The sequence below is a fragment of the Brachybacterium timonense genome (assembly GCF_900258505.1).
Taxonomy (GTDB): Bacteria; Actinomycetota; Actinomycetes; order Actinomycetales; family Dermabacteraceae; genus Brachybacterium; species Brachybacterium timonense.
In genome coordinates, this window is sequence record NZ_LT984895.1 from 233564 (window position 1) to 255367 (window position 21804).

The 21804-nt window shown below is 68.5% G+C and carries 19 protein-coding genes and 1 pseudogene; 10 read left to right on the top strand and 10 right to left on the bottom strand.

Annotated elements, in window-relative coordinates:
• Positions 1-193: 193 nt before the first annotated feature.
• The 5 genes from C8271_RS01005 to C8271_RS01020 all read left to right on the top strand — a co-directional run bounded on the left by C8271_RS01005 (position 194) and on the right by C8271_RS01020 (position 5677).
• A complete protein-coding gene (locus C8271_RS01005) occupies positions 194-862 on the top strand; it encodes an alpha/beta hydrolase (RefSeq protein WP_106505742.1) in 669 nt (222 codons plus the stop codon).
• 63 nt (positions 863-925) lie between these two features.
• Positions 926-1165 (top strand): hypothetical protein, encoded by a 240-nt coding sequence (locus C8271_RS13660; protein WP_138774497.1) that lies wholly within the window; start codon positions 926-928, stop codon positions 1163-1165.
• A gap of 296 nt (positions 1166-1461) precedes the next feature.
• Positions 1462-2271, top strand: a complete 810-nt coding sequence (locus tag C8271_RS01010) for a pyruvate, water dikinase regulatory protein (protein WP_281260349.1) — start codon at positions 1462-1464, stop codon at positions 2269-2271.
• Positions 2272-2353: 82 nt separating this feature from the next.
• A complete protein-coding gene (gene ppsA / locus C8271_RS01015; RefSeq protein ID WP_170957754.1) occupies positions 2354-4759 on the top strand; it encodes a phosphoenolpyruvate synthase in 2406 nt (801 codons plus the stop codon).
• Between the two features lie 180 nt (positions 4760-4939).
• Positions 4940-5677 (top strand): CPBP family intramembrane glutamic endopeptidase, encoded by a 738-nt coding sequence (locus C8271_RS01020; protein WP_106505745.1) that lies wholly within the window; start codon positions 4940-4942, stop codon positions 5675-5677.
• 41 nt (positions 5678-5718) lie between these two features.
• Here the strand turns inward: C8271_RS01020 and larC2 are convergent, their stop codons facing one another.
• Both larC2 and C8271_RS14020 read right to left on the bottom strand, forming a co-directional pair.
• Entirely contained in the window at positions 5719-6435 is a 717-nt protein-coding gene (gene larC2, locus C8271_RS14010; RefSeq protein WP_245920704.1) for a nickel pincer cofactor biosynthesis protein LarC2, read from the bottom strand.
• Positions 6436-6636: 201 nt separating this feature from the next.
• A pseudogene (locus C8271_RS14020) lies at positions 6637-7133 on the bottom strand (recombinase family protein).
• Positions 7134-7190: 57 nt separating this feature from the next.
• Here C8271_RS14020 and cmtR point away from each other — a divergent pair.
• Positions 7191-7550 carry a Cd(II)/Pb(II)-sensing metalloregulatory transcriptional regulator CmtR gene (gene cmtR / locus C8271_RS01040; protein WP_006590980.1) on the top strand — a complete coding sequence of 120 codons (360 nt, stop codon included), beginning with the start codon at positions 7191-7193 and terminating at the stop codon, positions 7548-7550.
• The gene (locus C8271_RS01045) at positions 7547-8146 is read left to right on the top strand and encodes a cadmium resistance transporter (RefSeq protein ID WP_106505747.1); all 600 of its coding nucleotides are present in this window, start codon (positions 7547-7549) and stop codon (positions 8144-8146) included. The genes cmtR and C8271_RS01045 overlap by 4 nt, the downstream gene beginning before the upstream one ends.
• Before the next feature lie 310 nt (positions 8147-8456).
• Here C8271_RS01045 and larC read toward each other — a convergent pair whose 3' ends face one another.
• Positions 8457-10184 (bottom strand): nickel pincer cofactor biosynthesis protein LarC, encoded by a 1728-nt coding sequence (gene larC, locus C8271_RS14255; protein ID WP_106505748.1) that lies wholly within the window; start codon positions 10182-10184, stop codon positions 8457-8459.
• 283 nt (positions 10185-10467) lie between these two features.
• Here larC and C8271_RS01055 point away from each other — a divergent pair, with 283 nt between their 5' ends.
• The 3 genes from C8271_RS01055 to C8271_RS01065 all read left to right on the top strand — a co-directional run bounded on the left by C8271_RS01055 (position 10468) and on the right by C8271_RS01065 (position 13403).
• Positions 10468-11265 carry a hypothetical protein gene (locus tag C8271_RS01055; protein WP_245920706.1) on the top strand — a complete coding sequence of 266 codons (798 nt, stop codon included), beginning with the start codon at positions 10468-10470 and terminating at the stop codon, positions 11263-11265.
• Positions 11262-12824 carry a hypothetical protein gene (locus C8271_RS01060; protein ID WP_106505749.1) on the top strand — a complete coding sequence of 521 codons (1563 nt, stop codon included), beginning with the start codon at positions 11262-11264 and terminating at the stop codon, positions 12822-12824. Before C8271_RS01055 ends, C8271_RS01060 begins: the two co-directional genes overlap by 4 nt.
• 183 nt (positions 12825-13007) lie before the next feature.
• Positions 13008-13403, top strand: a complete 396-nt coding sequence (locus C8271_RS01065; protein ID WP_106505750.1) for a hypothetical protein — start codon at positions 13008-13010, stop codon at positions 13401-13403.
• A gap of 573 nt (positions 13404-13976) precedes the next feature.
• Here C8271_RS01065 and C8271_RS01070 read toward each other — a convergent pair.
• The 7 genes from C8271_RS01070 to C8271_RS01100 form a co-directional block, all read right to left on the bottom strand.
• Positions 13977-15260 carry a GHMP family kinase ATP-binding protein gene (locus C8271_RS01070; RefSeq protein ID WP_245920708.1) on the bottom strand — a complete coding sequence of 428 codons (1284 nt, stop codon included), beginning with the start codon at positions 15258-15260 and terminating at the stop codon, positions 13977-13979.
• Entirely contained in the window at positions 15257-16051 is a 795-nt protein-coding gene (locus tag C8271_RS01075) for a nucleotidyltransferase family protein (protein ID WP_106505751.1), read from the bottom strand. Before C8271_RS01075 ends, C8271_RS01070 begins: the two co-directional genes overlap by 4 nt.
• 157 nt (positions 16052-16208) lie before the next feature.
• Positions 16209-17030, bottom strand: a complete 822-nt coding sequence (locus C8271_RS01080) for a CPBP family intramembrane glutamic endopeptidase (protein WP_106505752.1) — start codon at positions 17028-17030, stop codon at positions 16209-16211.
• A 5-nt stretch (positions 17031-17035) separates the two neighbouring features.
• Positions 17036-17716 carry a TetR/AcrR family transcriptional regulator gene (locus C8271_RS01085; protein WP_106505753.1) on the bottom strand — a complete coding sequence of 227 codons (681 nt, stop codon included), beginning with the start codon at positions 17714-17716 and terminating at the stop codon, positions 17036-17038.
• A gap of 58 nt (positions 17717-17774) precedes the next feature.
• Positions 17775-19196, bottom strand: coding sequence for a phosphoglucomutase/phosphomannomutase family protein (locus C8271_RS01090; protein ID WP_106505754.1), 1422 nt, complete (start codon positions 19194-19196; stop codon positions 17775-17777).
• A 217-nt stretch (positions 19197-19413) separates the two neighbouring features.
• A complete protein-coding gene (locus C8271_RS01095; RefSeq protein WP_106505755.1) occupies positions 19414-20067 on the bottom strand; it encodes a TetR/AcrR family transcriptional regulator in 654 nt (217 codons plus the stop codon).
• Positions 20067-21635 carry an MFS transporter gene (locus C8271_RS01100; protein WP_106505756.1) on the bottom strand — a complete coding sequence of 523 codons (1569 nt, stop codon included), beginning with the start codon at positions 21633-21635 and terminating at the stop codon, positions 20067-20069. Before C8271_RS01100 ends, C8271_RS01095 begins: the two co-directional genes overlap by 1 nt.
• Between the last annotated feature and the right edge of the window lie 169 nt (positions 21636-21804).

The following is a 21804-nucleotide window of genomic DNA, read 5'->3' on the forward strand; positions in this document are numbered from 1 at the left end:
TCATGAACAGGGGCGAATGAGACCCGTTCCCTGTAACGATCGGATTGCGGATCACATCGCCGCGGAGGTGCCGGGCGCGCTGACCTGGATGTGTCGGCCGCGTTGACGCGGGTGTGCCGGGTGCCTGACGCGGGTGCTCGCGCTCTTGGCCTCAGTGCCCACCGCCCCGTCGGCCCCTCGATATGCTCGAACCGTGCAGCCTCAGCCCAGTGCCCCGCCCATCTCCCTGATTGCCCCCGAGATCGATGACGCCGCCGTGGTGCGTCTCGGATCGCGTGAGGCCACCGCGCCGATCGTGCTTCTGCTGCACGGCCTCGGCTCCCATGAGCGTGACCTCGCTGGCCTCATCCCCTACCTGCCGCCCGGCTTCGCCTACGCCTCGCTGCGAGCGATCCACGCCTGGGTGCAGGGATACGCCTGGCTCGAAGCCGACATCGACCCCGCGCACCCGGAGGCGCTGCAGCGCTCCGCCGCCGCGGTCGAGGCCTGGATCGCTCAGCAGAGCGCTCCCGTGGTGGGCGCCATCGGCTTCTCCCAGGGCGGCATGCTCGGCCTGCAGCTGCTGCGCCGTGATGCGCAGGCGCTCGACTGGCTGGTTCAACTCTCCGGGGCGCCGTTCCCCGCGCCCATGCCCGGAGATGCGCAGCTCGCACAGGTACGTCCGCCAGCCCTCTGGGGCCATGGCGGCCTGGACCCCCTGTTCGATGAGGAACGCGAGACACTGGTGCGCGACTTCATGCGCGAGCACACTGATATGACAGAGGTGCGGCGCGATATGCTGGGCCACGGCATCGACGAGGCAGAGCTCGCCCAGATCGCGTCCTTCGTCCAGCTGCGCTGGGACGAGCACGCCGCGAGCTAGGTCGAGCACGCCGCCGGCTGAGTCGAGGCTGGTCAGGCGATGCGATCACAGTGAGGAGTCAGCGTGCCTTCGAGAAGAATCGCCCTAGCGATTGCCGTCGTGGTTGGCGGGATCGGAATACTGATTGCATCGTTGATGTGGGCGTCTGCACGCTTTGACGCCTTAGATGCAGGCGCACCGGATTCACCCACCGACATCCTCGCCGTCGGCGCGGTTGCCGCTGGGCTCATTGCCGTCACTGTTGGCCTCATTCTTCTGGTGCAAGGAGTCGCTGCGGCGGGATCACGCCGACGTCCCCGCTGACCTCAGGGAGCTCGACGCGCACCCCCGAGCATCCCACCCCACCGGCGCGCCACCCCCAACTCGCATGAACCCCTCGGGCGGCACTCATGAGCAGTGCGTTGCGCGTTCTCGCCCAGGACCCCGGCATCGGCCTATCCTGGACACGAGCACATCGTCGTGTCCGGCTTGCGCCGGGACCCCTGGGAGGTCCTGTGGTCTGTCCGCTACCTATCCCCCCGCCGCTTCCGCGCGCCCAGGCGGCCCCTGAAGCATCACCCGAATCGCCAGCACCCGCCCCGTCGGCCGATGCCCAGGCCGTGCCGGTCTACTTCCTGTCTGACTCCACCGGCATCACCGTCGAGACCATGGGCAGTGCCCTGCTCAGCCAGTTCCACGGCATCCGCTTCGAGCGCCACATGATGCCGTTCCTGCGCACCGCCGAGGACGCCCGTGCTGCCCGCGACCGGCTCGACGCCGCGATGAATACGCCCGTGACCCCGATCGTGTTCCTCACCGTCGTCGACCCCACGGTGCGCGAGATCCTTCTGGGCACCCGCGCCCCCGTGATCGATTTCGTCGGCAGCCACATGGCGCAGATCGAGCGGCAGCTCGGCATCAGTGGCGACCATGCACCGCGACGCATGCACTCGGTGCGCGACCAGAACCGGTACAACCGCCGCATGGCCGCCGTCGAGTTCGCCATCGAACACGATGACGGTCAATCGATCCGCGCCCTCGAAAGAGCCGACGTGATCATCGTGGCGCCCTCCCGATGCGGCAAGACACCCACCAGCATGTACCTGGCGCTGCTGCACGGCGTGTTCGTGGCGAACTACCCGCTGGTCGACGAAGACTTCGACGCCGCCATGCTGCCCATGAGCATCCGCCACCTGGCCGATCGCTGCTTCGGCCTGCTCACCTCGCCGCAGCGACTGGCCGACGTGCGCGAGGAGCGCCGCCCCCGCTCCCGCTACGCATCACTGGATCAGACCCGATGGGAGCTCTCCCGCGCCCGGCGTCTGTACGACACTCACTCGATTCCCTTCGTCGACTCCTCGACGAAATCCGTCGAGGAGATGTCCACCCTCATCCTGCAGGCCATGAAGATCTCTCCCACCACCGCGTGAGCACCCCATCCACCAGCGACCAGCCCCGTGCATCGACCGCAACCCATCCGCCCCTGACTACTCCACCATTTCGCGACCGGCGATGACGCCCGAAGGAGACACCGTGAGCACGAACATCCAGTGGTACTCGAAGCTCGGCATGGCCGACCTGGACCAGGTGGGCGGGAAGAACGCCTCCCTGGGCGAGCTGATCTCCCAGCTCACAGACCTCGGTGTGCGCGTGCCCGACGGCTTCGCCACCACCGCCGACGCCTACCGCCGGTTCCTCGCGGAGACCGGCCTAGCCGAGCGAATCGATGAGCAGCTGCGCGACCTGGACACCGACGACACCGTGGCCCTCGCCCAGGTGGGCACCAGCATCCGCGAACTGGTGACCGCACAGCCCTTCCCGGCCGACCTCGAGGCGGACATCCGCGCCGCCTACGACGAGCTCGCCGCCGGTTCTGGTGAGGAAGCCTCCTTCGCGGTGCGCTCCTCGGCCACCGCCGAGGACCTGCCCGACGCATCCTTCGCCGGCCAACAGGAGACGTTCCTGAACGTGCGCGGCATCGACGCGGTGCTGCAGGCCATTCGCGAAGTGTTCGCCTCCCTGTACAACGACCGTGCCATCGCCTACCGCGTCCACCACGGCTTCGAGCACGCCGACGTCGCCCTATCCGCTGGCGTGCAGAAGATGGTGCGCTCCGACATCGGCTCCTCCGGCGTCATGTTCACCGTCGACACCGAGTCCGGATTCCCTGACGTCGTCTTCATCACCAGCGCCTACGGCCTGGGCGAGGGTGTCGTGCAGGGCGCCGTGAACCCCGATGAGTTCTACGTCCACAAGCCAACGCTGCGTGCAGGACGCCCCGCCATCCTCACGCGCGGCGTCGGCTCCAAGGCCATGAAGATGGAGTACACGAACGACACCGCCGTGGGTCGCACCACCGCGTTCGTCGACGTCGACCCCGGCCAGAGGCGTCGCCTGTCGCTCACTGACGAGCAGGTTGAGCAGCTCGCCCGCCAAGCACTCACCATCGAGGAGCACTACGGGCGGCCGATGGACATCGAGTGGGGACTCGATGGGGCCGACGGCCAGCTGTACATCCTGCAGGCTCGCCCGGAGACCGTGCAGTCCCGTGCCGGCTCCACCGTCGAGAAGCACCATCTGACCCAGCGCGGCACCGTGCGCATCGAAGGCCGCGCGATCGGCGCGAAGATCGGTGCCGGGCCCGTGCGGGTGCTCAGCTCGATCGAGCAGATGCATGACTTCCAGCCCGGTGAGGTGCTGGTGGCGGACATGACCGACCCCGACTGGGAACCGATCATGAAGCGCGCCGCCGCGATCGTCACCAACCGCGGTGGCCGCACCTGCCATGCGGCGATCATCGCCCGCGAGCTCGGTATCCCCGCCGTCGTCGGCACCGGCACCGCAACCACCACACTCGCCGACGGCGAAGAGGTCACCGTCTCCGCTGCCGAAGGCGACACCGGCTACGTGTATGACGGCGTGCTCGACTTCTCCGTGACCGCCTCCGAGGTCGACGCCATGCCCACGATCCCCACGTCGATCATGATGAACGTGGGCAACCCCGATCAGGCTTTCGCCTTCTCCCGCATCCCGAACGCCGGGGTGGGGCTGGCGCGGCTGGAGTTCATCATCAACCGCCAGATCGGCATCCACCCCAAGGCACTGCTCGAGCTTGATGCCCTGGAGGCGGCAGACCCTGAACTCGGTACGCAGATCCGCGAGCGCATCGCCGCCTATGACGGGCCGCGGGAGTTCTTCGTGCAGCGCGTGGCGGAGGGTGTGTCCACCATCGCCGCGGCCTTCGCACCGAACCCGGTGATCGTGCGCATGAGCGACTTCAAGTCCAACGAGTACGCGAACCTGCTGGCCGGTGAACGGTACGAGCCGGAGGAGGAGAACCCGATGCTCGGCTACCGGGGCGCCTCCCGGTACCTCTCGCCGGACTTCGCGGAGTGCTTCGCGATGGAGTGCGAGGCGCTGCGGTACGTGCGCGAGACCATGGGGCTTTCCAACGTGACCATCATGATCCCCTTCGTGCGCACCCCGCAGGAGGGCAAGGCCGTGGTGGATCTGCTGGCCTCGCACGGGCTGGTGCGCGGTGAGAACGGCCTGCAGGTGGTCATGATGTGCGAGGTCCCGTCCAATGCCGTGATCCCCGAGCAGTTCCTCGAGCACTTCGACGGGTTCTCCATCGGCTCCAATGACATGACCCAGCTGACCCTGGGCCTGGACCGTGACTCCTCGCTGGTGGCCGACCGTTTCGACGAACGTGATCCGGCGGTGAAGTTCATGCTCTCCCGGGCGATCGAGGCCTGCCGTCGCGAGGGCAAGTACGTCGGCATCTGCGGCCAGGGCCCCTCAGACCACCCGGACCTGGCGGAATGGCTGGTGGAGCAGGGCATTGCCTCCATGTCGCTGAATCCGGACACGGTGGTGGATACCTGGCTGAGGATCGGCCGCCAGGGTGGGGCGGCCTGAGCCTCTGTCGGCCCCGGTGCAGCACGAACCCGGCAGGTTCGTGACGGAGGTGACGTTCCGACGGGTCGTTGTGACCGCGGGATCGAATCTGGCTCTTGCACGCTACCGGTAGCCCTCGGTCGATGCGGTTCGCGACGGTCGTCGGAGCCCGCTGTGCCGGTCGATGCGCAGAATGACTGTATGACATCGACGCTCCCTGATAATCCGCCAGCGCCGGTGCAGCACGAACCGGGCCCGCCCGTGCCGGGGGTGACGCTTCGACTGGCCGCCGTGACCGCAGGATTGATCCTCGCGGTGACCGTGCTCCTCTTCGGTTCCGTGCTCGTGCTGGGGCTGACCGTGCCGGCAGTGCGTTCTCACATTGTGACTGTCTTGGCCATCACGGCCTTCGTTCACGCGGCGCTCGTTCTCGCGGTGGAAGTCATCGTTCTGGGCAGGCGCCGCGAGCTCTGGCAGGACATAGGCATCACGCGGCCCTCACGGCGACTGTTGCATCTGCTGTGGCAGATCCCGGTGGCAGTCGTGATTCTGCTGGTCGTTCAGGGAGTCGCTCTGCTCCTCATGGGTGACAACGGTTCTGCCACCGATGGGGTAAGCGAATTCGGTTTGGGGCCCGCGCCCGCGATTCTGCTGTTCATCGGCGCGGCAGTGCTCACGCCGCTGTGGGAAGAAATCTTCTTCCGCGGGGTTCTTTTTGCCGCCGTCGGTCGGAAGTGGGGGATGGCCTGGGCGGTTATCGGGTCTGCCGTGATCTTCTGCGCCGTGCACGGGGTTCCCATTCTGCTTCCCTACCTGTTCACGATGGGAGTGATCCTGGCTCTGCTGCGCCTGTTCCACCGCAACATTTGGGGAGGCCTGGCGCTGCACATGACCATCAACGTGATCGCGTCCTCGGCAGTGCTCGTCGCGCTTGTGTGACGAGTTCGGCCGACGGCCGGGACGGGTTTGAGCACGTCCGGTCAGTCTGCTTCGGCGCCTGATCCCTTGCCGTCGTCGGCGACGGGGGTCGAGTCGCCGTCGGCGTCCGTACTCGGTTCTGCTGTGGGCCCGGTGGGGCCGTGATGTGCACTGTGCTGGCGGGCCGCCACAATGCGGGCGGGCTCCAGTGCTTCGCGTTCGGTGATGCCGAGCGCGCTCGCCGCCGCAGCGACGTCGCGGAACTCCGGCTCGCGACGGATAACCTGGCCGGAATCGTCCCGGGAGACCTTCACCCGAACAAGCTGGCCGCCCAGGGTGATCTNGCCGTCGGCGTCCGTACTCGGTTCTGCTGTGGGCCCGGTGGGGCCGTGATGTGCACTGTGCTGGCGGGCCGCCACAATGCGGGCGGTCTCCAGTGCTTCGCGTTCGGTGATGCCGAGCGCGCTCGCCGCCGCAGCGACGTCGCGGAACTCCGGCTCGCGACGGATAACCTGGCCGGAATCGTCCCGGGAGACCTTCACCCGAACAAGCTGGCCGCCCAGGGTGATCTCCTCGAACTCACGGGTGCGGATCGCGCGCTGAACAGGGTGGCGACGAACGCCAAGGCTGCCGGTCAGGCGCATGATCTGCTCCGACAGTGCCTCGGCCTGCTCTGTGCGGACCAATGCATGCACGGTGAGTGCCGGGCGACCGTGTTTCATGATGATCGGCGTCAGCCAGGCATCCAGGGCGCCAGCATCCAGCAGCGCCTGGACCACACCGGGCCACAGCCGCGGGTCCCGGTGCCCGCCCGCGAGGCTGTCTCCAGTCCGGCGTAGCCGTCAGCGCGGTAGCGGGCGTGCCAGCGCTCCAGGATCCGTAGCCCGACGTCGGTCTCGCGAGCTAAGCGCGCGACGGGTACCTGGTCCTCGACGTGGAGCCTGTGGATTCCCCACCGCGCTCGAGCGTCCACGATGCACCTACTGCAAGGCGTTCTCGCGCCCGCGCTCGGCGCGCTGAAGGGCGCGGTAGAGCGTGGAGCGGCCCACGCTGAACAGCCCTGCCAGCTCGCCCACGGTGGGCTCGTCGGCGGCATGTAGCTGGACGAGGTGAGCTTCTTGCCGGGGGTGAGCTTCGGTGACTTCCCGCGCAGCCGGCCCTTGGCGTTGGCGACCTTCATCCCCTCGCGGGTGCGGATACGGATGAGGTCTGCTTCGAACTCGGCGACCATTGCCAGCACGTTGAACAACGGTTTCCCCATCGGGTCGGTCGGGTCATACACCGATCCGGCGATGCTCAGCTTCACTTCCCGCGCCGCGAGGTCGTCGGCGATCTGGTGGGCATCACGGACCGAACGCGCCAGCCGATCGAGCTTGGTGACCACGAACGTATCGCCGTCCCGACAGGCAGCCAGGCGTGCCGTCGTTCCTCTCGATGAGTAACGGTGGTGTCCGGTGAGGGATCCCCGTGCGGGCATGCGGTCTGGCCTGGCGCCTGCGCGAGAGTGTTCAGCGCCTGCTGTATAGTTCAGTCCATGCTGACTATTGCTTCGCGTCTCGACGTGATGAACCGCCTGGGTCGCGCACTGGCCGACCCCACTCGATCCCGGATCATCCTGACCCTGCTCGACCATCCCGCTTACCCGGCGGAACTGGCCCGAGATCTGGACCTGACACGCCCGAACGTGTCCAACCATCTGGCATGCCTGCGCGATTGCGGGATCGTCGTCTCCGAGCCCGAGGGTCGTCGGACACGGTATGAGATCGCCGATTCGCACCTGGCGCAGGCGCTGACGGCACTGGTCGATGCCACCCTGGCAGTGGACGAAGACGCCCCGTGCATCGATCCCGCCTGCTCGCTTCCCGGATGCGACGCAGCTGGGGAGGGCGCATGATCCTCACCTCGGTCGTGCAGGCGATGGGCCTGTTCGCAGCGACCAACATCGACGACATCATCGTGCTCTCCCTCTTCTTCGCTCGAGGGGCCGGCCAGCGCGGCACCACCGCCCGTATTCTGGCCGGGCAGTACCTCGGATTCGCTGGCATCCTCGGTGCCGCGGTCCTGGTGACCATCGGCGCCGGAGCCTTCCTGCCCTCGGCAGCCATCCCGTACTTCGGTCTCATCCCTCTGGGCCTTGGCCTCTGGGCCGCATGGCAGGCCTGGCGCGGAGACGACGACGATGACGACGAGGCCAAGGTTGCCGGCAAGAAGGTCGGCGTGTGGACAGTCGCAGGCGTCACCCTTGCCAACGGCGGCGACAACATCGGCGTCTACACCCCTGTCTTCCTCAGCGTGGAACCTCTCGCAGTAGTCGCCTACTGCATCGTCTTCCTCGCGCTCGTCGCGGCCCTGGTGGCCCTGGCACAGTTCGTCGCCACCCGCCCCCCGATCGCGGAAGTGCTCGAACGCTGGGAGCACATCCTCTTTCCCATCGTTCTCATCGGCCTCGGCATCGTGATCCTCGTCAGCGGCGGAGCCTTCGGGCTCTGACGTAGCGGCAGCGATCCAAACGGCCCCGATCGGGCGCACCCCTCTCGGTTCAGACCCCAACAACTACCCGCAGCCAGTCCTGTGTGATCGCAGCAAAAAGACCGCCACGGAGCGCTGCAAAAATCCCGCCGCCAAGCGAACGACGACACACGTTCGGCTGCTGCCCTCGAGGTGAAGCCGTCACCGGGGGACACCGCCTGCCCCAACGAGGCCCTCCGCTACCGCTCCCGCGACGGTCGAGACGACCGATGCTCACGACCAGGACTCCGCGTCCGTTACGCCCTGGACTCGGAACACGAACCATGACGCTTCAGGTCGAGCTGCCGTCGGCGTCCGTACTCGGTTCTGCTGTGGGCCCGGTGGGGCCGTGATGTGCACTGTGCTGGCGGGCCGCCACAATGCGGGCGGTCTCCAGTGCTTCGCGTTCGGTGATGCCGAGCGCGCTCGCCGCCGCAGCGACGTCGCGGAACTCCGGCTCGCGACGGATAACCTGGCCGGAATCGTCCCGGGAGACCTTCACCCGAACAAGCTGGCCGCCCAGGGTGATCTCCTCGAACTCACGGGTGCGGATCGCGCGCTGAACAGGGTGGCGACGAACGCCAAGGCTGCCGGTCAGGCGCATGATCTGCTCCGACAGTGCCTCGGCCTGCTCTGTGCGGACCAATGCATGCACGGTGAGTGCCGGGCGACCGTGTTTCATGATGATCGGCGTCAGCCAGGCATCCAGGGCGCCAGCATCCAGCAGCGCCTGGACCACACCGGGCCACAGCCGCGGGTCCAGATCATCGACATTCGCGTCGAGCTGCACCGCGTGGCGGGGAGTGTCATGCGCATCAGCGGCCGCGGAGCCGGCCGGGTGAGCGGCGACGCTGCCCTCGTGGCGCGTGGTGGTTGGGGTGGCGTCGGACGCTGGCGCCTCGCGGGGGCTCGCTGCGCTGTTGCTGGGGCCGACGGGTGCTGGGGCGCCGATGAGCACGCGCACCACATTGGGCCTGCCGGGAGTGTCCTTCGTGCCGGCACCGATGCCCATCGCCTGGGTGATGATCGGGGGCTGCGGGCCGGAGGCCTGGCACAGCGCGCGGATCAAGGCCACGCCCGTGGGTGTGGCCAGCTCGCCGATTCCGGGCGCGACCCCAGGCGGGACGGGGCGATCCGGGTGGGCGTGCGGCCCGCCCACCGTGTGTGCAGGCGGGTTCGCCTCGTGATCGTGGGGATCGTGGGGGTGGTCGTGCGAGTCCGTCTGGGGGTGCGCGTCGTGGTGGTTGTGAGCGTGGGGGTGGCTGTGATGCCGGGGGCGGCCATCATCGTGGGAATGCGCGTGCTCGTGCCCGTGGTGGTGCGTGTGGTCGTGACCGTGTCCGTGCGCATGCCCGTGGCCGCGCGGTGGCAGCAGCTCGCCAGAGACCGTCGGCCACCCGATCGCGAGCCGCGCGACCGCCGGAACAGGCACCGGAATATCGCCATGCGCAGCACGGATACGACCAGAGCCGACGGCGATCACGCTGCCGATACCGGACTCAATGCCGAGCTGGCGCCACGCCTCGCAGCAGCCCACCACATCCGCGATCGAGTCAAGCGCCCCGACTTCGTGGAAATGGATCTGCTCGGCCGGGATGCCGTGCGCGGCAGCCTCCGCATCAGCCAGGCGTGAGAACGCGTCCAGGGCCAGCTCGCAGGTGCGCGCCGGCACGGCCCCGCTCTGCTGTGCAGTGGTGAGCATGTCCCGGATCGAGGACCATGTGCGGTGCGGCGGATCCTCGACCAGCACGTCAACATCGACCTTCGTGCTTGCCTGCCCACAGCGGTCCACGCGCTCAGCACGCAGTCGCACCGAGCCGGGGATCAGTGCATCCAGCACCGCCTGCACGCCCTTGAGACTCGCGCCAGCATCCACCAGGGCGCCCAGCAGCATGTCCCCGGCAACCCCGGCGGTCGCGTCGATCCACGCGAGGGCCGGTGCGGCCTCGACCGGGGGTGATGGCGTGGCCGAAGCGGATGACGGGGTCGGAATGGTCGCCGCGCGCGAGGTGCTCTGCATGTACTCGATGCTACGTGGCGGCCCCGCGTAGCGTCTGGCGAAGCCGACGGCACTGCGCAGGGCCGGGGGTCGATGGCGGTGCGCGGTGACGGGCACGCCGAGGGCAGGTGTTGACTCCCGGTGTGCGCCGCCCCGGGCGGGCTGACGCGAGGTGATGGGGAGTTCTGCCCATGTGCAACCCTCTGGCCTGCACATACGCTGCGAAGTGCGACCCGACGGCCGCATCGTTTCGGCCCTGCGGGATGCTCGACGACATTGACGAACCCACCGAGCAGGAGACGCCGTGACCGCCCACCTCGACCAGGCCCCGCGCCTGGCATCACTGCCGGGACCGTCCCGTCTGGTGCGCATCTCCGAGCCCAGCTGGACCTGGCTACGGCAGGCCGCCCTCGGCGTCGACGTCGGCGAGCCGACGCCGCAGCAACGTACCGAGCTGGTCACCGCCGGGCTTCTCATGGCCGGTGACGCACAGGCCGATGAGACGGCGTCGGACCCGACAGACGAGAGCGCCGTCGAACTGGAGCCGCACTGGCAGCACGCCATCGCGACCGGACTCGATAGCCCCGTCGGCGTCGAACTGGTCTGCCTCGATGGCACGGACGCCTGGACGACGCGCCTGCGCGTTACTGGCCGCACCGCACTTCTTGTTGACCAGGTGCACGCGCCCGAGGCTGACGGGGAGACGGTCCGTCTGTCCCATCGCAGCAGTGCCGTGACCCTCGGCATCGCTTCGGTGGACCACATCGCGCAGCTGCTGGAAGCCGTTGTGCCGCAGCGCCCTGCCTTCACTGACGCCGAGCCCGCGCCGGTCCCCGAGCACCTCGTCGACGCGCCGGCGGTTGCCGAGGTGCAGGCACTCGTGGTCGCAAGCCCCACACCCGAGACCACGGTGGCTGGCGGCGGCTCGTTCTACGCCGTCGGCGAGCAGGGCGAGCATCTGATCGTCCTGGAGAAACAGGCCGACGGCGCGCAGGCCACGGCTCTCGCCCCCCGCGCTCTGACCACGATCATCACCCACGACCTCATCGCCGCGATCAACCACGTCGCGGCTGTTGCCGCTCAGGGGAAGGACCAGGCATGAGCTTCTACGGCATGGACACTGCGCAGGTCCAGGATCACGCAAGCACCGTCGACGAGGCGGCACGCCGACTCGAAGACATCCTCGGTCAGCTCAGCAGCACTGTTGGTGGCGTCGGCTGGATCGGTCCGGACGCCGACGCGTTCCAGAACAGCTTCAGCCAGGTGCGCGGCAGGGCTGCGTCGGCAGCGGACGACCTCCGGTCCCGCGCCGACGTGCTGCGCGACGATGTCGACGAGCAGGATCGTGCCTCAGCCGACGGCGGGTTCTTCGACGGCCTCTTGGATTGGCTGGGCGATATGGCGCGCGGCATCACCGATGCCATCGCCCGTGGAATCGAATGGCTCGGGAACACCGTCAGCGACGGTATCGAGTGGGCTGGTGATCGGGTTCGCGATGGCGCCGAAGCGATCGGCGGCGCGATCGAGAGCGGCATCGACTGGGCCGGGGACCGGATCAGCGACGGACTGGGGTGGGTTGGCGACAGGCTCCGCGATGGTGCCAGCTGGGTGGGGGACCGCATCAGTGATGGCCTGGACTGGGTTGGTGACCGGGTCGAGGACGGCAAGCGCCTGCTGGAGAACGCCGTGGAGGCCGTGAAGGACCGCGCGTGGTCCTTGCTTAGGCCGGAGAACATCGACGGCTTGTCCGAGACTGTGCGCGGTATTGGGGACTTCATTGACAGCGAATTCGGTACGGACCTGAATTGGGTCCAGGATGGCGCCGGCTACGCGGATCCGCCGCAGCGCGTGACGGCGGAGGAGTCTGGCTACGTCGCGCCCTCGGACCTCAGTGACATCATCCAGAACACCCAAAACGCCTACGGCGATAAAGAGACGGGGAACGTGTCGATGACCGTGGTCCGCGATGCGCAGGGCAACCCGCAGGGCGTCATCGCGAACATCCCGGGCACCGAGCAGTGGAGCCCGTCGGCCGGAGACAACCCTTTCGACCTCACAGGCAACGCGGAGCTCGCCGGGTCGTCGGGCACCTCCGCGGGTACCCAGGCCACGGCCGATGCCATCCGCCAGCTGTACGAAGACGCTGGCATCCCACCGGGGACCCCGCTGATGCTCAACGGGCATTCGCAGGGCGGCATGGTTGCGGCGAGCCTCGCCGGTGATTCCTCATTCACCAGTGAGTTCAATGTTACTAATGTGATGACCGTCGGATCGCCGGTGGATAACCTGCCAGCCGCCCCGGGTGTCAACCAGATCAATATTCAGCACGATAAGGACGTCGTCCCGCACCTGGATGGTGACGGCAGAGGTGCTGGTGGCAAGCCAGTCAGCAGCGCGACCGGCGAGACCGTCACGCTGGACAGCCCCTACGGGCGCTCGAATCCTCTGGGGAACCATGAGGCGCAGGAGTACCAGAACTCCGTCGCCGAGCAGCTGCAGGACCCGAACTCCGCCTTGTCGAAATACCAGTCGGACTCGAGCATGGACCCGTTCTTGACGAACAACCCCAGTCAGGTCGAGCACTACGAGTCACAGGTGCACAGGCGGCAAACCGACTCATCCCCGCGTAATGAGCGGCTGTGGCCTGATAGCACGGTGTGAACACGGCGCGAGTGGACGGAGCGCCTTCTCTGCCTCTGCACATGTGCTGGTCGCAGTGTGATCACAGCACGAGCAGTGTGATCACAGCACGAGTGAGCCGAGCAGTGGCCGGGATCGGCACGCTTCCCGACAGTGCAGGATGATGTTGTGATGACCAGAGGATGGACCAGGCGAGGAGTCGGCATGGGTGTGATCACGATGCTGCTGGCTGCCTGCACGGGCGGCGGCCGCGCAGACGCCGACGCCGTGCAGCGGGCGCTGCAGGATGCGGCCGAGGACGGCCCGGAACTCGCCGAGGGCACCATCCACTTCCAGGACAGAGCCAAGACCGGTACGTCGATCTCGGGCGTCCTGGCGGTGAACGCCGCCGGGGATGAGGCTCCGGCCGCCTTCGAAGCGATCCTGGAGAGAATCTCGCATGCGTACCGTGAGCAGCCGCGCACCCGCACCGCATCGGTGCTGCTCGAGGCGCATCCCGCCGACGACGTCGATCAGCGCATCCGCATCACCGACATCCTTGCGCCGTCCTCCGGTGCCACGGTGACCAGCGACGATCTGGCCGCACACTTCGGACTCTGAGGCCACGGGCAGGCGCCATCACGGGCGTCAGGCTGGTGACGGCGTTTGTTGGCGGGCTGATGGTGGTGCGCGGTGGTGCGGGTGCCCGGGTGTGGCGGCGCGTGTTGGCGGGCTGATGGTGGTGCGCGATGGTGCGGGAGCCCGGGTGGTGACGGCGTGGATGCCTGGTCGGTGCCGGCGGCTGGCGGTAGGTGAACGGTTCTGGCAGGAGCGGGCGGTGCCCCCAGGCGTACGCGGACACTGCACCGGTGAGCCTCCCCGCGTCAGCCTTCGCTGAAGGTCCCCGGCGGGGTGGCGTGGTCAGCGGTGGCGTTATTCGTGAAGCCATGTCGAATAGGGACTTGGCTCCAGCTATACGTCCACGGATTGACGTTGCATCGCGCGACTCCCGGCCGGTGCGATGGTGGCGGTGCCGCAGGCTGGCCGCCGGTGGTCGCAGGTTAGCTGGCCGGGCCGGGGTGGTGCCTCGCGAGTCCCGGCAGGGACCAGTACCTGTGGTGGCGGTACCACAGGTCAGCCGTCCGCCGCCGCTGGCCAGCCGGTCGCCTCCTGGCCCCGCGCCCCCGCTCGCGTCTACGCGTCGCTGTCCAACCGGTGCCCCGGCGTCCCGGGCCGGGTGCGGATCATCGAGGCACCCACAGCATCAGGGAAGGCGCTGCGGTACCGCTGCTCCCATGCGGCCGCGAAGTCGTCGGCCCCGTCGGCCTGCACGAGCGCCCACACGCTGCCGCCCCAGCCTGCGCCGAATGACGACGACGACACGGCGCCCAGGTCACGGGCCATGTCCACCAGGCCGACCGTCTCCGGAACCTGGTTCTCCAGATGCGTGGCAGCCAGGGCCTGCGAGCGCTCCACCAGCTGGGCGAACGCGTCCAGGTCTCCGCGACCCAGCGCCTCACGGGCCGACGGCACGAGCAGGCATGACTCTTGCAGGAACTGCTCCAGGCGCCGCGCCTCGGCCGCGCCGCTCGCCGCCCGCCGCAGCGGCTCCAGGCGCTCATCGGCCGGGTCGACCGGACGGGTCAGGTCCTCACGGTCCGCGACCAGCAGCGAGCGCACCGCCGCCTGCACCGTGGCGTCTGACCGTCCCGTCTGCGTGTTCCAGCGATCCAGCACCGCCTGCAGCAGCGCAGGTCCACGGTTGTACGCCTCCTGGGCGGCGCCGGTCTTCTCCGCGAGCACGCCACTGACGCCCACGACGAAGCACAGCTCCGGCGGCAGCGCGACGCGGTCGATGATCTGCATCGGGTCGAACTGCGCGTAGGAGACCATGCCCTCCTCGCTGGTGAGCATCCCCGTGTGGTCTAGTGACCCGCCCGAGGTGCCCACACCCGGACGGCCCGGCAGATTGCCGAACGTCTTCCCGTTCTCGATCGACGCCGCGTAGCCCGCCAGAGCCAGCCGGTCCGGCAGCTCGGCGCGCCACAGGTCGCTCTGCGGCAGCCCGCTCAGATCCGCGAGGGCGAGCGCCACCGCACAGATCACCGCCGACGAGCTCGACATCCCCGACGCCGGCGGCAACGTGCTCGTCATGCTGATCCGCGCCGGACGCAGCTCACCGAAATTGCTGGTCAGCCGCTCCATGACGGTCTGAACGTAGCGCGCCCAGTGCCCGGACGGCAGACCCGGGTCCGTGCCCACCTCGAGCCGCACCGTGCCATCGAACGCCTCCGTGGAGGCCTCCACCACGCCGGCGCGGGCCGGCCCCGCCACGGCATCCGGCAGCGCCTGCGCCGTGACGGTGACACCGCGGTCCACAGCACACACAAGCACCCTGCCGCCGCCGTAATCGGTGTGCTTGCCCAGCACCTCGATGCGGCCCGGCATGAACCAGCGGGCCTGGTCAACGCCGCTCACAGGCGCACCTGCACGCTTGCCAGGCGCTGCTCGACCGCGGCCACGTCCTCGCGGCGCGACAGGTCCAGCACGCCGCCGGCGAACGGCACCACGTGCATCTGCTCCAGCTCGCGCACCGCGTCGACGATCTCGTACTCGCCACGGGCCGACGGTTCGATTCGGGCGCACGCCTCGAAGATCTCCGGGGTGAACGCGAAGCAGTTCATGCTCACCAGTGCATGCTCGCCCGCCGCCGCCACCGTGGCCGCATCCGGTTTCTCCAGAATGTCCACGAGCAGCCCGTCGCGCTCATCCACCAGCGCGAACGCGGCGATCCTGTCGGCGGGGATGTTCGACTGCTCGACCAGTGCGGTGCGGTCGAAGCCCAGCAGCGCGTTCCCGTCCTGCTGCAGCAGCGCCGCGATGCCTGCGCCAGGGTAGAGGTTGTCACCGTTGACCATGATGAACGGCTCCTCGCCCACAGCTTCCTTCGCCGACGCGACGGCGTCGGCAGTGCCCTTGGGCTCGGCCTGCACGGCGAAGGCGATCTCCAGCCGCTCGGGAGCGACCGCACGGAAATGCTCGGCGAACTCCTCGTGATCGGGTGCCACGACGAGCACTGCCCGGCGGATACCGGCGTCGGCCAGGGCGCTCAGCGAGTAGTCGATCAGGCGATGCTCGCCGATCGGCATGAGGGCCTTGTGTCCGCTGGCTGCGGCCTTCGCCTGTTCCTCGGTGAGCGTGGAAGCGTCGGCGGCCTTACGCATCCGGGTGCCCAGGCCGCGGGCGAGCAGAACGGCAGTGGTGATCATCAGGTCTCCCAGTCGTCGTGGCACTCATCGCCCGCACCGGCTCCGGCATCCGTGGCGCGTCGAGCAGCGGCCGAGCTCCGGGAAGAATCCTACTGGTCAGCAGGGCCGTGGCAGGGGACCGCCGGAGGTGTGGCCCGCTCGCTGGGCTGTCGGATTCTCACCGCCGCCGCAGTCGATGCAGGACGAGGCCCGCTCCCGCGTAGGCGGCGGTCGTGATGACCCCGACGACGGGCGAGAGCAGCCACTGCCCGGTCGAGGAGTAGCGGATGCCGCTGTCGATCACGGGCGGATTCACGACCGAGTCCTCCACAGCATGCATGGTGACGCACGGCCAGATCGAACGGGTCAAGGCGTAGACCTCGGTGAACAGGACGGTCCAGCCGAGCATCACGCCGACGGCGACGAGCGCGAACACCGGCCGGTCCACATCCAGCACTTGCCGCATCTGCTCGTGCGGCAGGAACAGCAGGTAGTAGGGCGCATGCCAGGCGCCCCAGACCAGCCCCGTGATGAGCGTGAGAGACCGCCGGGTCACACCCTCCTGCAGCAGTTCCTCCGTGAGGTATCCACGCCACGCGGTCTCCTCGAGGATGTTCTTGACCACAGCGGGCACGAGAGCCGCAGCCATGGCGGCGCCGACGCCGGAGAGGTTGGCATTGGATGTATCGGCGAGTCCGAGCGCATGAGCCGCCAGCAGCGTCCCGCCCGTCACCAACGGATATGCGGTCAGAGCGACGCCCCAGGCCAGCGCTCTGTCGATGCCACGTACCGGGCCGTGGCCATCGGCACCGCGGGGCGGAAAGAACGCTCCCCGGCGCACTCTGCGCAGCACGAGACCCGTGATGGCCGGGGCCGCCAGCCACACCAGGGTTCCGGGGCTTTCCATCGAGTTCTCCTGGCCAAGCAGACGATTCACGCCCGCGCCGACCCAGCCCGAGGCCACCGACACCGCGGCGAAGACACACAGATCCTTGCGCACCGCTCTCAGCCCTCTCGTTCCGCGCGCAGCAGGCCGACGAGCCAGTCGGCGTTAAGCACCGGGCGGTCCTGCCGGCGGGCCAGCTCCTCGATCGACCCTTGGATCGCGCCCCAGAACAGTAGGGACAAGCCGAGCGGATCACCAGTGCGGATCTCGCCGCGTGCCTGCCCAGCCTCGATGATCGGAACGCATCGGGCCACAACGTCGACCTCACGCAGCAATGCCGCCGAGGTCTCGGTGACGCCGAGATCGCGCTGGGCCCCCGCCATGAAGACGAACATGCGTGCCGCATCAGGGTGTTCGGTGGCCATCGCGAAGGAGTCCGCAGCTGTCCTCCGGAAGAAGTCGAGCGGATTCGCGAGACCGGCCTCGACGTCCACCGCCAGGTGCTCGCAGCCGATCCGCACGAGTTCGTCGTACAGCGCGTCCTTGCTGGGGAAGTAGTGGAAGAGCAGGCCGGGGCTGGTGCCGCAGGCCTGGCTCACCGAGCGGGTAGAGGTGCCGTGGTAGCCGCGCTCGATGAACTGGCTGAGGGCCTCACGGAGGAACTGGCTGCGGCGGGCGTCGGCGCGGGTCTGTTTCGCCTCGGAGCCGGCGGCCGGGTCCGACGGTGTCGGTGTTGTCGGCGGTGCGGAGTGGCCAGGGGTGACCGGCGAATCGGCGGGCACCGGCAGATCGTTGATCATATGCTCAATCTAGGGCGGGTTGAGCAGGCGATCAATAGCTGCAGGCGCGTCGCGCGGCTCAGTCGGCCTCGAGGCCGTAGTGCGCGCGCACGGTCTGCGCCAGAGCTGCCGCTTCCTCACCGCTCGCGGCTTCGGCGAACACGCGGATCACCGGTTCCGTGCCGGAGAAGCGGATCGTCACCCAGGTGTCGTCGGCGAAATACACCTTGCAGCCGTCCTCCCAGGAGATTCGGTCGATCTCGCGGTCGAAGGCGGGTAGGTCGTGCTGCGTGAAGATCTGCTGCTGCAGTGTCTCGCGTCGCTCCGGGGTGTACCCGTAGGCGGCCTCCTCCATCACCAGCTCGCCGTAGCGTTCGACGATGTCGGCGTAGAGCTCGGAGAGCTTCTTGCCGGAGGCGGCGACGGCTTCCACGAGCAGGCTGCCGGCGTGGATGCCGTCCTTGCCCGGGATGTGGCCGCGCACCGTGAGACCGCCAGAGGACTCGCCGCCGATGATCGCTCCGGTCTCCGCCATCTTCGAGCTGATCCACTTGAAGCCCACCGGCACCTCGTGGCACTCCTGACCGTGGGCCTTCGCCACACGGTCGAGCATGTGCGTGGTGGACAGGTTGCGTACGACGGGGCCCTCCCAGCCCTTGCCGGTGAGCAGGTACTCGTACAACAGCACCAGGATCTGGTTGGGGGAGAGGAAGGCGCCCTCGTCGTCGATGATGCCCAGCCGGTCCGCGTCACCGTCGGTGGCGATGCCGAGGTCAGCGCCGGACTCGAGCACCGCGTGGCGCAGCGGCTCGAGCGACCCCGCCGCCGGAGACGGCATCCGGCCGCCGAACAGCGGATCGTGACGGGCGTTGATGACCTGCAGCTCGCAGCGGGCGGTCACCAGCACCGTCTGCATGGCGGTCTGAGCGACCCCGAACATCGGGTCCAGCACGATGTTCAGATGGGCATGGCGGATCGTCTCCACGTCCAGCTGTTCGAGGATCGCATCGAGGTACCAGTTGATCGACCGCTGCCGAGTGACCAGTGCGCTGGAGCGGACCTCATGGGGGGCCAGGGCGCGGACGTCATCCTCGGTGAGATCGGCGATGCGCGCGGCGATCCGATCGGTGACCTCGACGGTCGCATCGCGACCACCTTCGGTGAACACCTTGATGCCGTTGTAGAGCGCAGGGTTGTGGCTGGCTGTGATCGCCATGCCGTACGGGGTGCCCTGCTGCTTCACCGTCCACATGCACATCGGGGTGGGGACAGGGCGGGTGATGATCCGGACCGGGATGCCGTTGCCGGCCAGCACCTCGACCGCCCACCAGGCGGCGACGTCAGAGAGGAAGCGGCGGTCGTAGGCGATGACCAGGCCGCGCTCGGCGACGCCCTCGGCGTGCATCTGATCCGCGAGGGCCTGCGTGAGCAGGCGGACGTTCGCGCGCGTGAACTCGTCGCCGATGACGGCACGCCAGCCGCCGGTTCCGAACTGCAGCATGCTGACTCCTTCGTCTGTGGTCGCATCTGCCGGTGTCATCGAACGCGGGCCGGGTCCGTGTCGGAAGACAGCTGCCGACCGGGGTGTGTAAATGTATTCACATCACACGCTAGGCAGGCCGACGGCGCAGGTCAAGGGGTGCGGTAGGGGGGAGCGCTGCGCGCGGCGATCTGGAGCGTGCAACGCTGTCGGGCCCGACAGGAGGTGACTAGGCAGGTCAGCGTGTGCGAAGTCCGCGGGAGAACTGGGTCGCCGCCTCGGCGAGCACGGCCCGGAACAGGTCGTCATCGCGGTTCTCAAGCCAGCCCATGGCGGCGCCGAACACAGTGGACTGCATGAGAGCGGCGAGAACCCGCAGGTCAGTGTCCCAGGTGCCGCCGGCCTGCTCGGCAAGATCGGACAGGTAGCGGGTGAGCAGCCCTGCGTACTCCGCATCCGTCTCCTGTACGAGGGCCCGTAACTCGGCGTCCCGGGAAGCCATCAGGGACAGCTCGAGGTAAGCGGTCTCGGTGTCGGGGGCCGCGATGACGTGGTCGGCGTAGGCCATGAACAGGGCGGTCAGCGCTGTGAGGGTGTCGCTGTGTCCAGTTCGGCTGCCGTCGGAATCGGCCAGGTCGTCGCCCGCGTCGGCCCGCGCCGTCTCAGTGAGCGCCGCGAAGCCGTTCAGATCCCGTCGCAGCACCGCGCGCAGCAGCTCGTCCTTCGAGGAGAAGGTGTAGTGCACCGTGCCGTGCGGGACGCTGGCCTCGGCGGCGACGGCGCGTGTGGTCAGCGCCCATGCTCCGTCCCTGGCCATGACCCGTACCGCGGTCTCGGCCAGTTCGGAGCGTCGCTGTTCCAGGGGGACGCGGGGGCGTTTCGCGGGTGCCATCAGATCGTCGTCCTTTCCGCGCGGGCGCCCGGCCCGTCGGCGCCTGCGCTCGCTACGACGGCGTCGGACGGAGCGACCCCGCGCCCCGCCTCGGAACGCAGTCCGCGCCAGGCCAGCAGCAGGGTCAGCGAGGCGATGCCGATGCAGACGAACGCGACGAGGTCCATGCCGGAGGTGAAGGCGCGGTCGGCGAGCTCCCGCAGTGCGACGCCACCGTCGGCCATCTGGTCCGCGACGTCGTGGGCGGCGGCCAGGGTCTGCGAGGCGCGGTCGGCCTCAGCGGTGCCGAGGCCCGGCAGGTCTGTGCTGCGCACCTGCCCCGAGTAGACGGCCATGCCGATCGTGCCGAGCACCGCGGTGCCCATGGCGCCGCCGAACTCGTACCCCGTCTCAGAGATCGCGGCGGCGGCAGAGGCGCGCGCGGGCGGGGCGGCGGTGAGGATCACGTCGTTGGTGAGGGTCTCCGCGAGGCCCACGCCCATTCCGAGCAGCATCGACGCGATCGCGAACACCAGCATCGTGGTCGCAGTCTCCAGGAAGTTCGCGGCGACGAACCCGCCGATCAGCACCACCAGGCCGATCATGATCACGGTGCGGACGCTCGCACGGCGGGCGAGGAACGGCGCGAGCAGGGTGCCGGTCACGGCGGCGGCGGCCAGCGGCAGCAGCCACAGCCCCGCCTCCGCCGAGCCCAGCCCCTCCACGAGCATCAGGTACTGTGGGAAGAAGAACAGCACGCCCATATTGGTGAACACCGAGATCACATTGATCACGACAGCCGAGGTGAAGGCGATGTTCGTGAACAGACCGACGTCGATCATCGGGTCGGGAAGCCGTCGTTGCCGGATCACGAACCAGGTCAGGGCTGCGGCACCGAGCAGGAGGGCCACGCCGGCCGAGAGGTCGACGCCCTTGACGAAGGTCTTCAGCGCGTAGACCACGCCGATCAGACCAACGGTTGACAGCAGCGCCGAAGGGATGTCGAAGGGTCCGGGGGAGGGGTCTTTCGACTCCGGCAGCAGGAACGGCGCGATCGCTAGGAACGTGACGATCACCGGCACGTTCAGCAGGAACACCGAGCCCCACCAGAAGTGCTCCAGCAGGATGCCGCCGAGGATGGGCCCCAAAGCCGCGCCGCCCGCGAAGGCCGTGGCCCACACGGCGATCGCGATCTGGCGCTCCCCGCGATCCGGGAACACCGTGCGGATCAGACCGAGCGTGGACGGCATCAGGGTGGCGCCGCCCAGACCCAGCAGAGCACGGGCAGCGATCAGCATCTCCGGAGACGTCGAGAATGCGGCCACGAGAGAAGCGGCTCCGAACAGCGGGGCACCGATCAGCAGGATCCGCTTACGGCCGATCCGGTCGCCCAGGGAGCCCATCAGGATCAGCAGACCGGCCAACAGGAACGAGTACAGATCGATGATCCACAGCAGCTGCGCCGAGGTGGGCTGCAGATCGGCCGAGAGCGCGGGCACGGCGATACCCAGTACCGACATGTCGATCGAGATGAGCAGCACGGGCAGCACGAGCACGGCCAGGGCAGACCATCGGCGCAGAGTGGACATGGAGACCTCGTGGTTCGGGCGGGACGCGAGCGGTGAGCGGGCGTCGGGATCATCGGCGGCGGCTGGGGCCTGCGGTCAGGGGTCGGAACAGGGTTGGTCAGCGCGCCGGGGGCCAGCCTGGCAGAGAATTGGCCGTGCGGCCAACTGTGGGTGGGAGAGGCCACGTGGA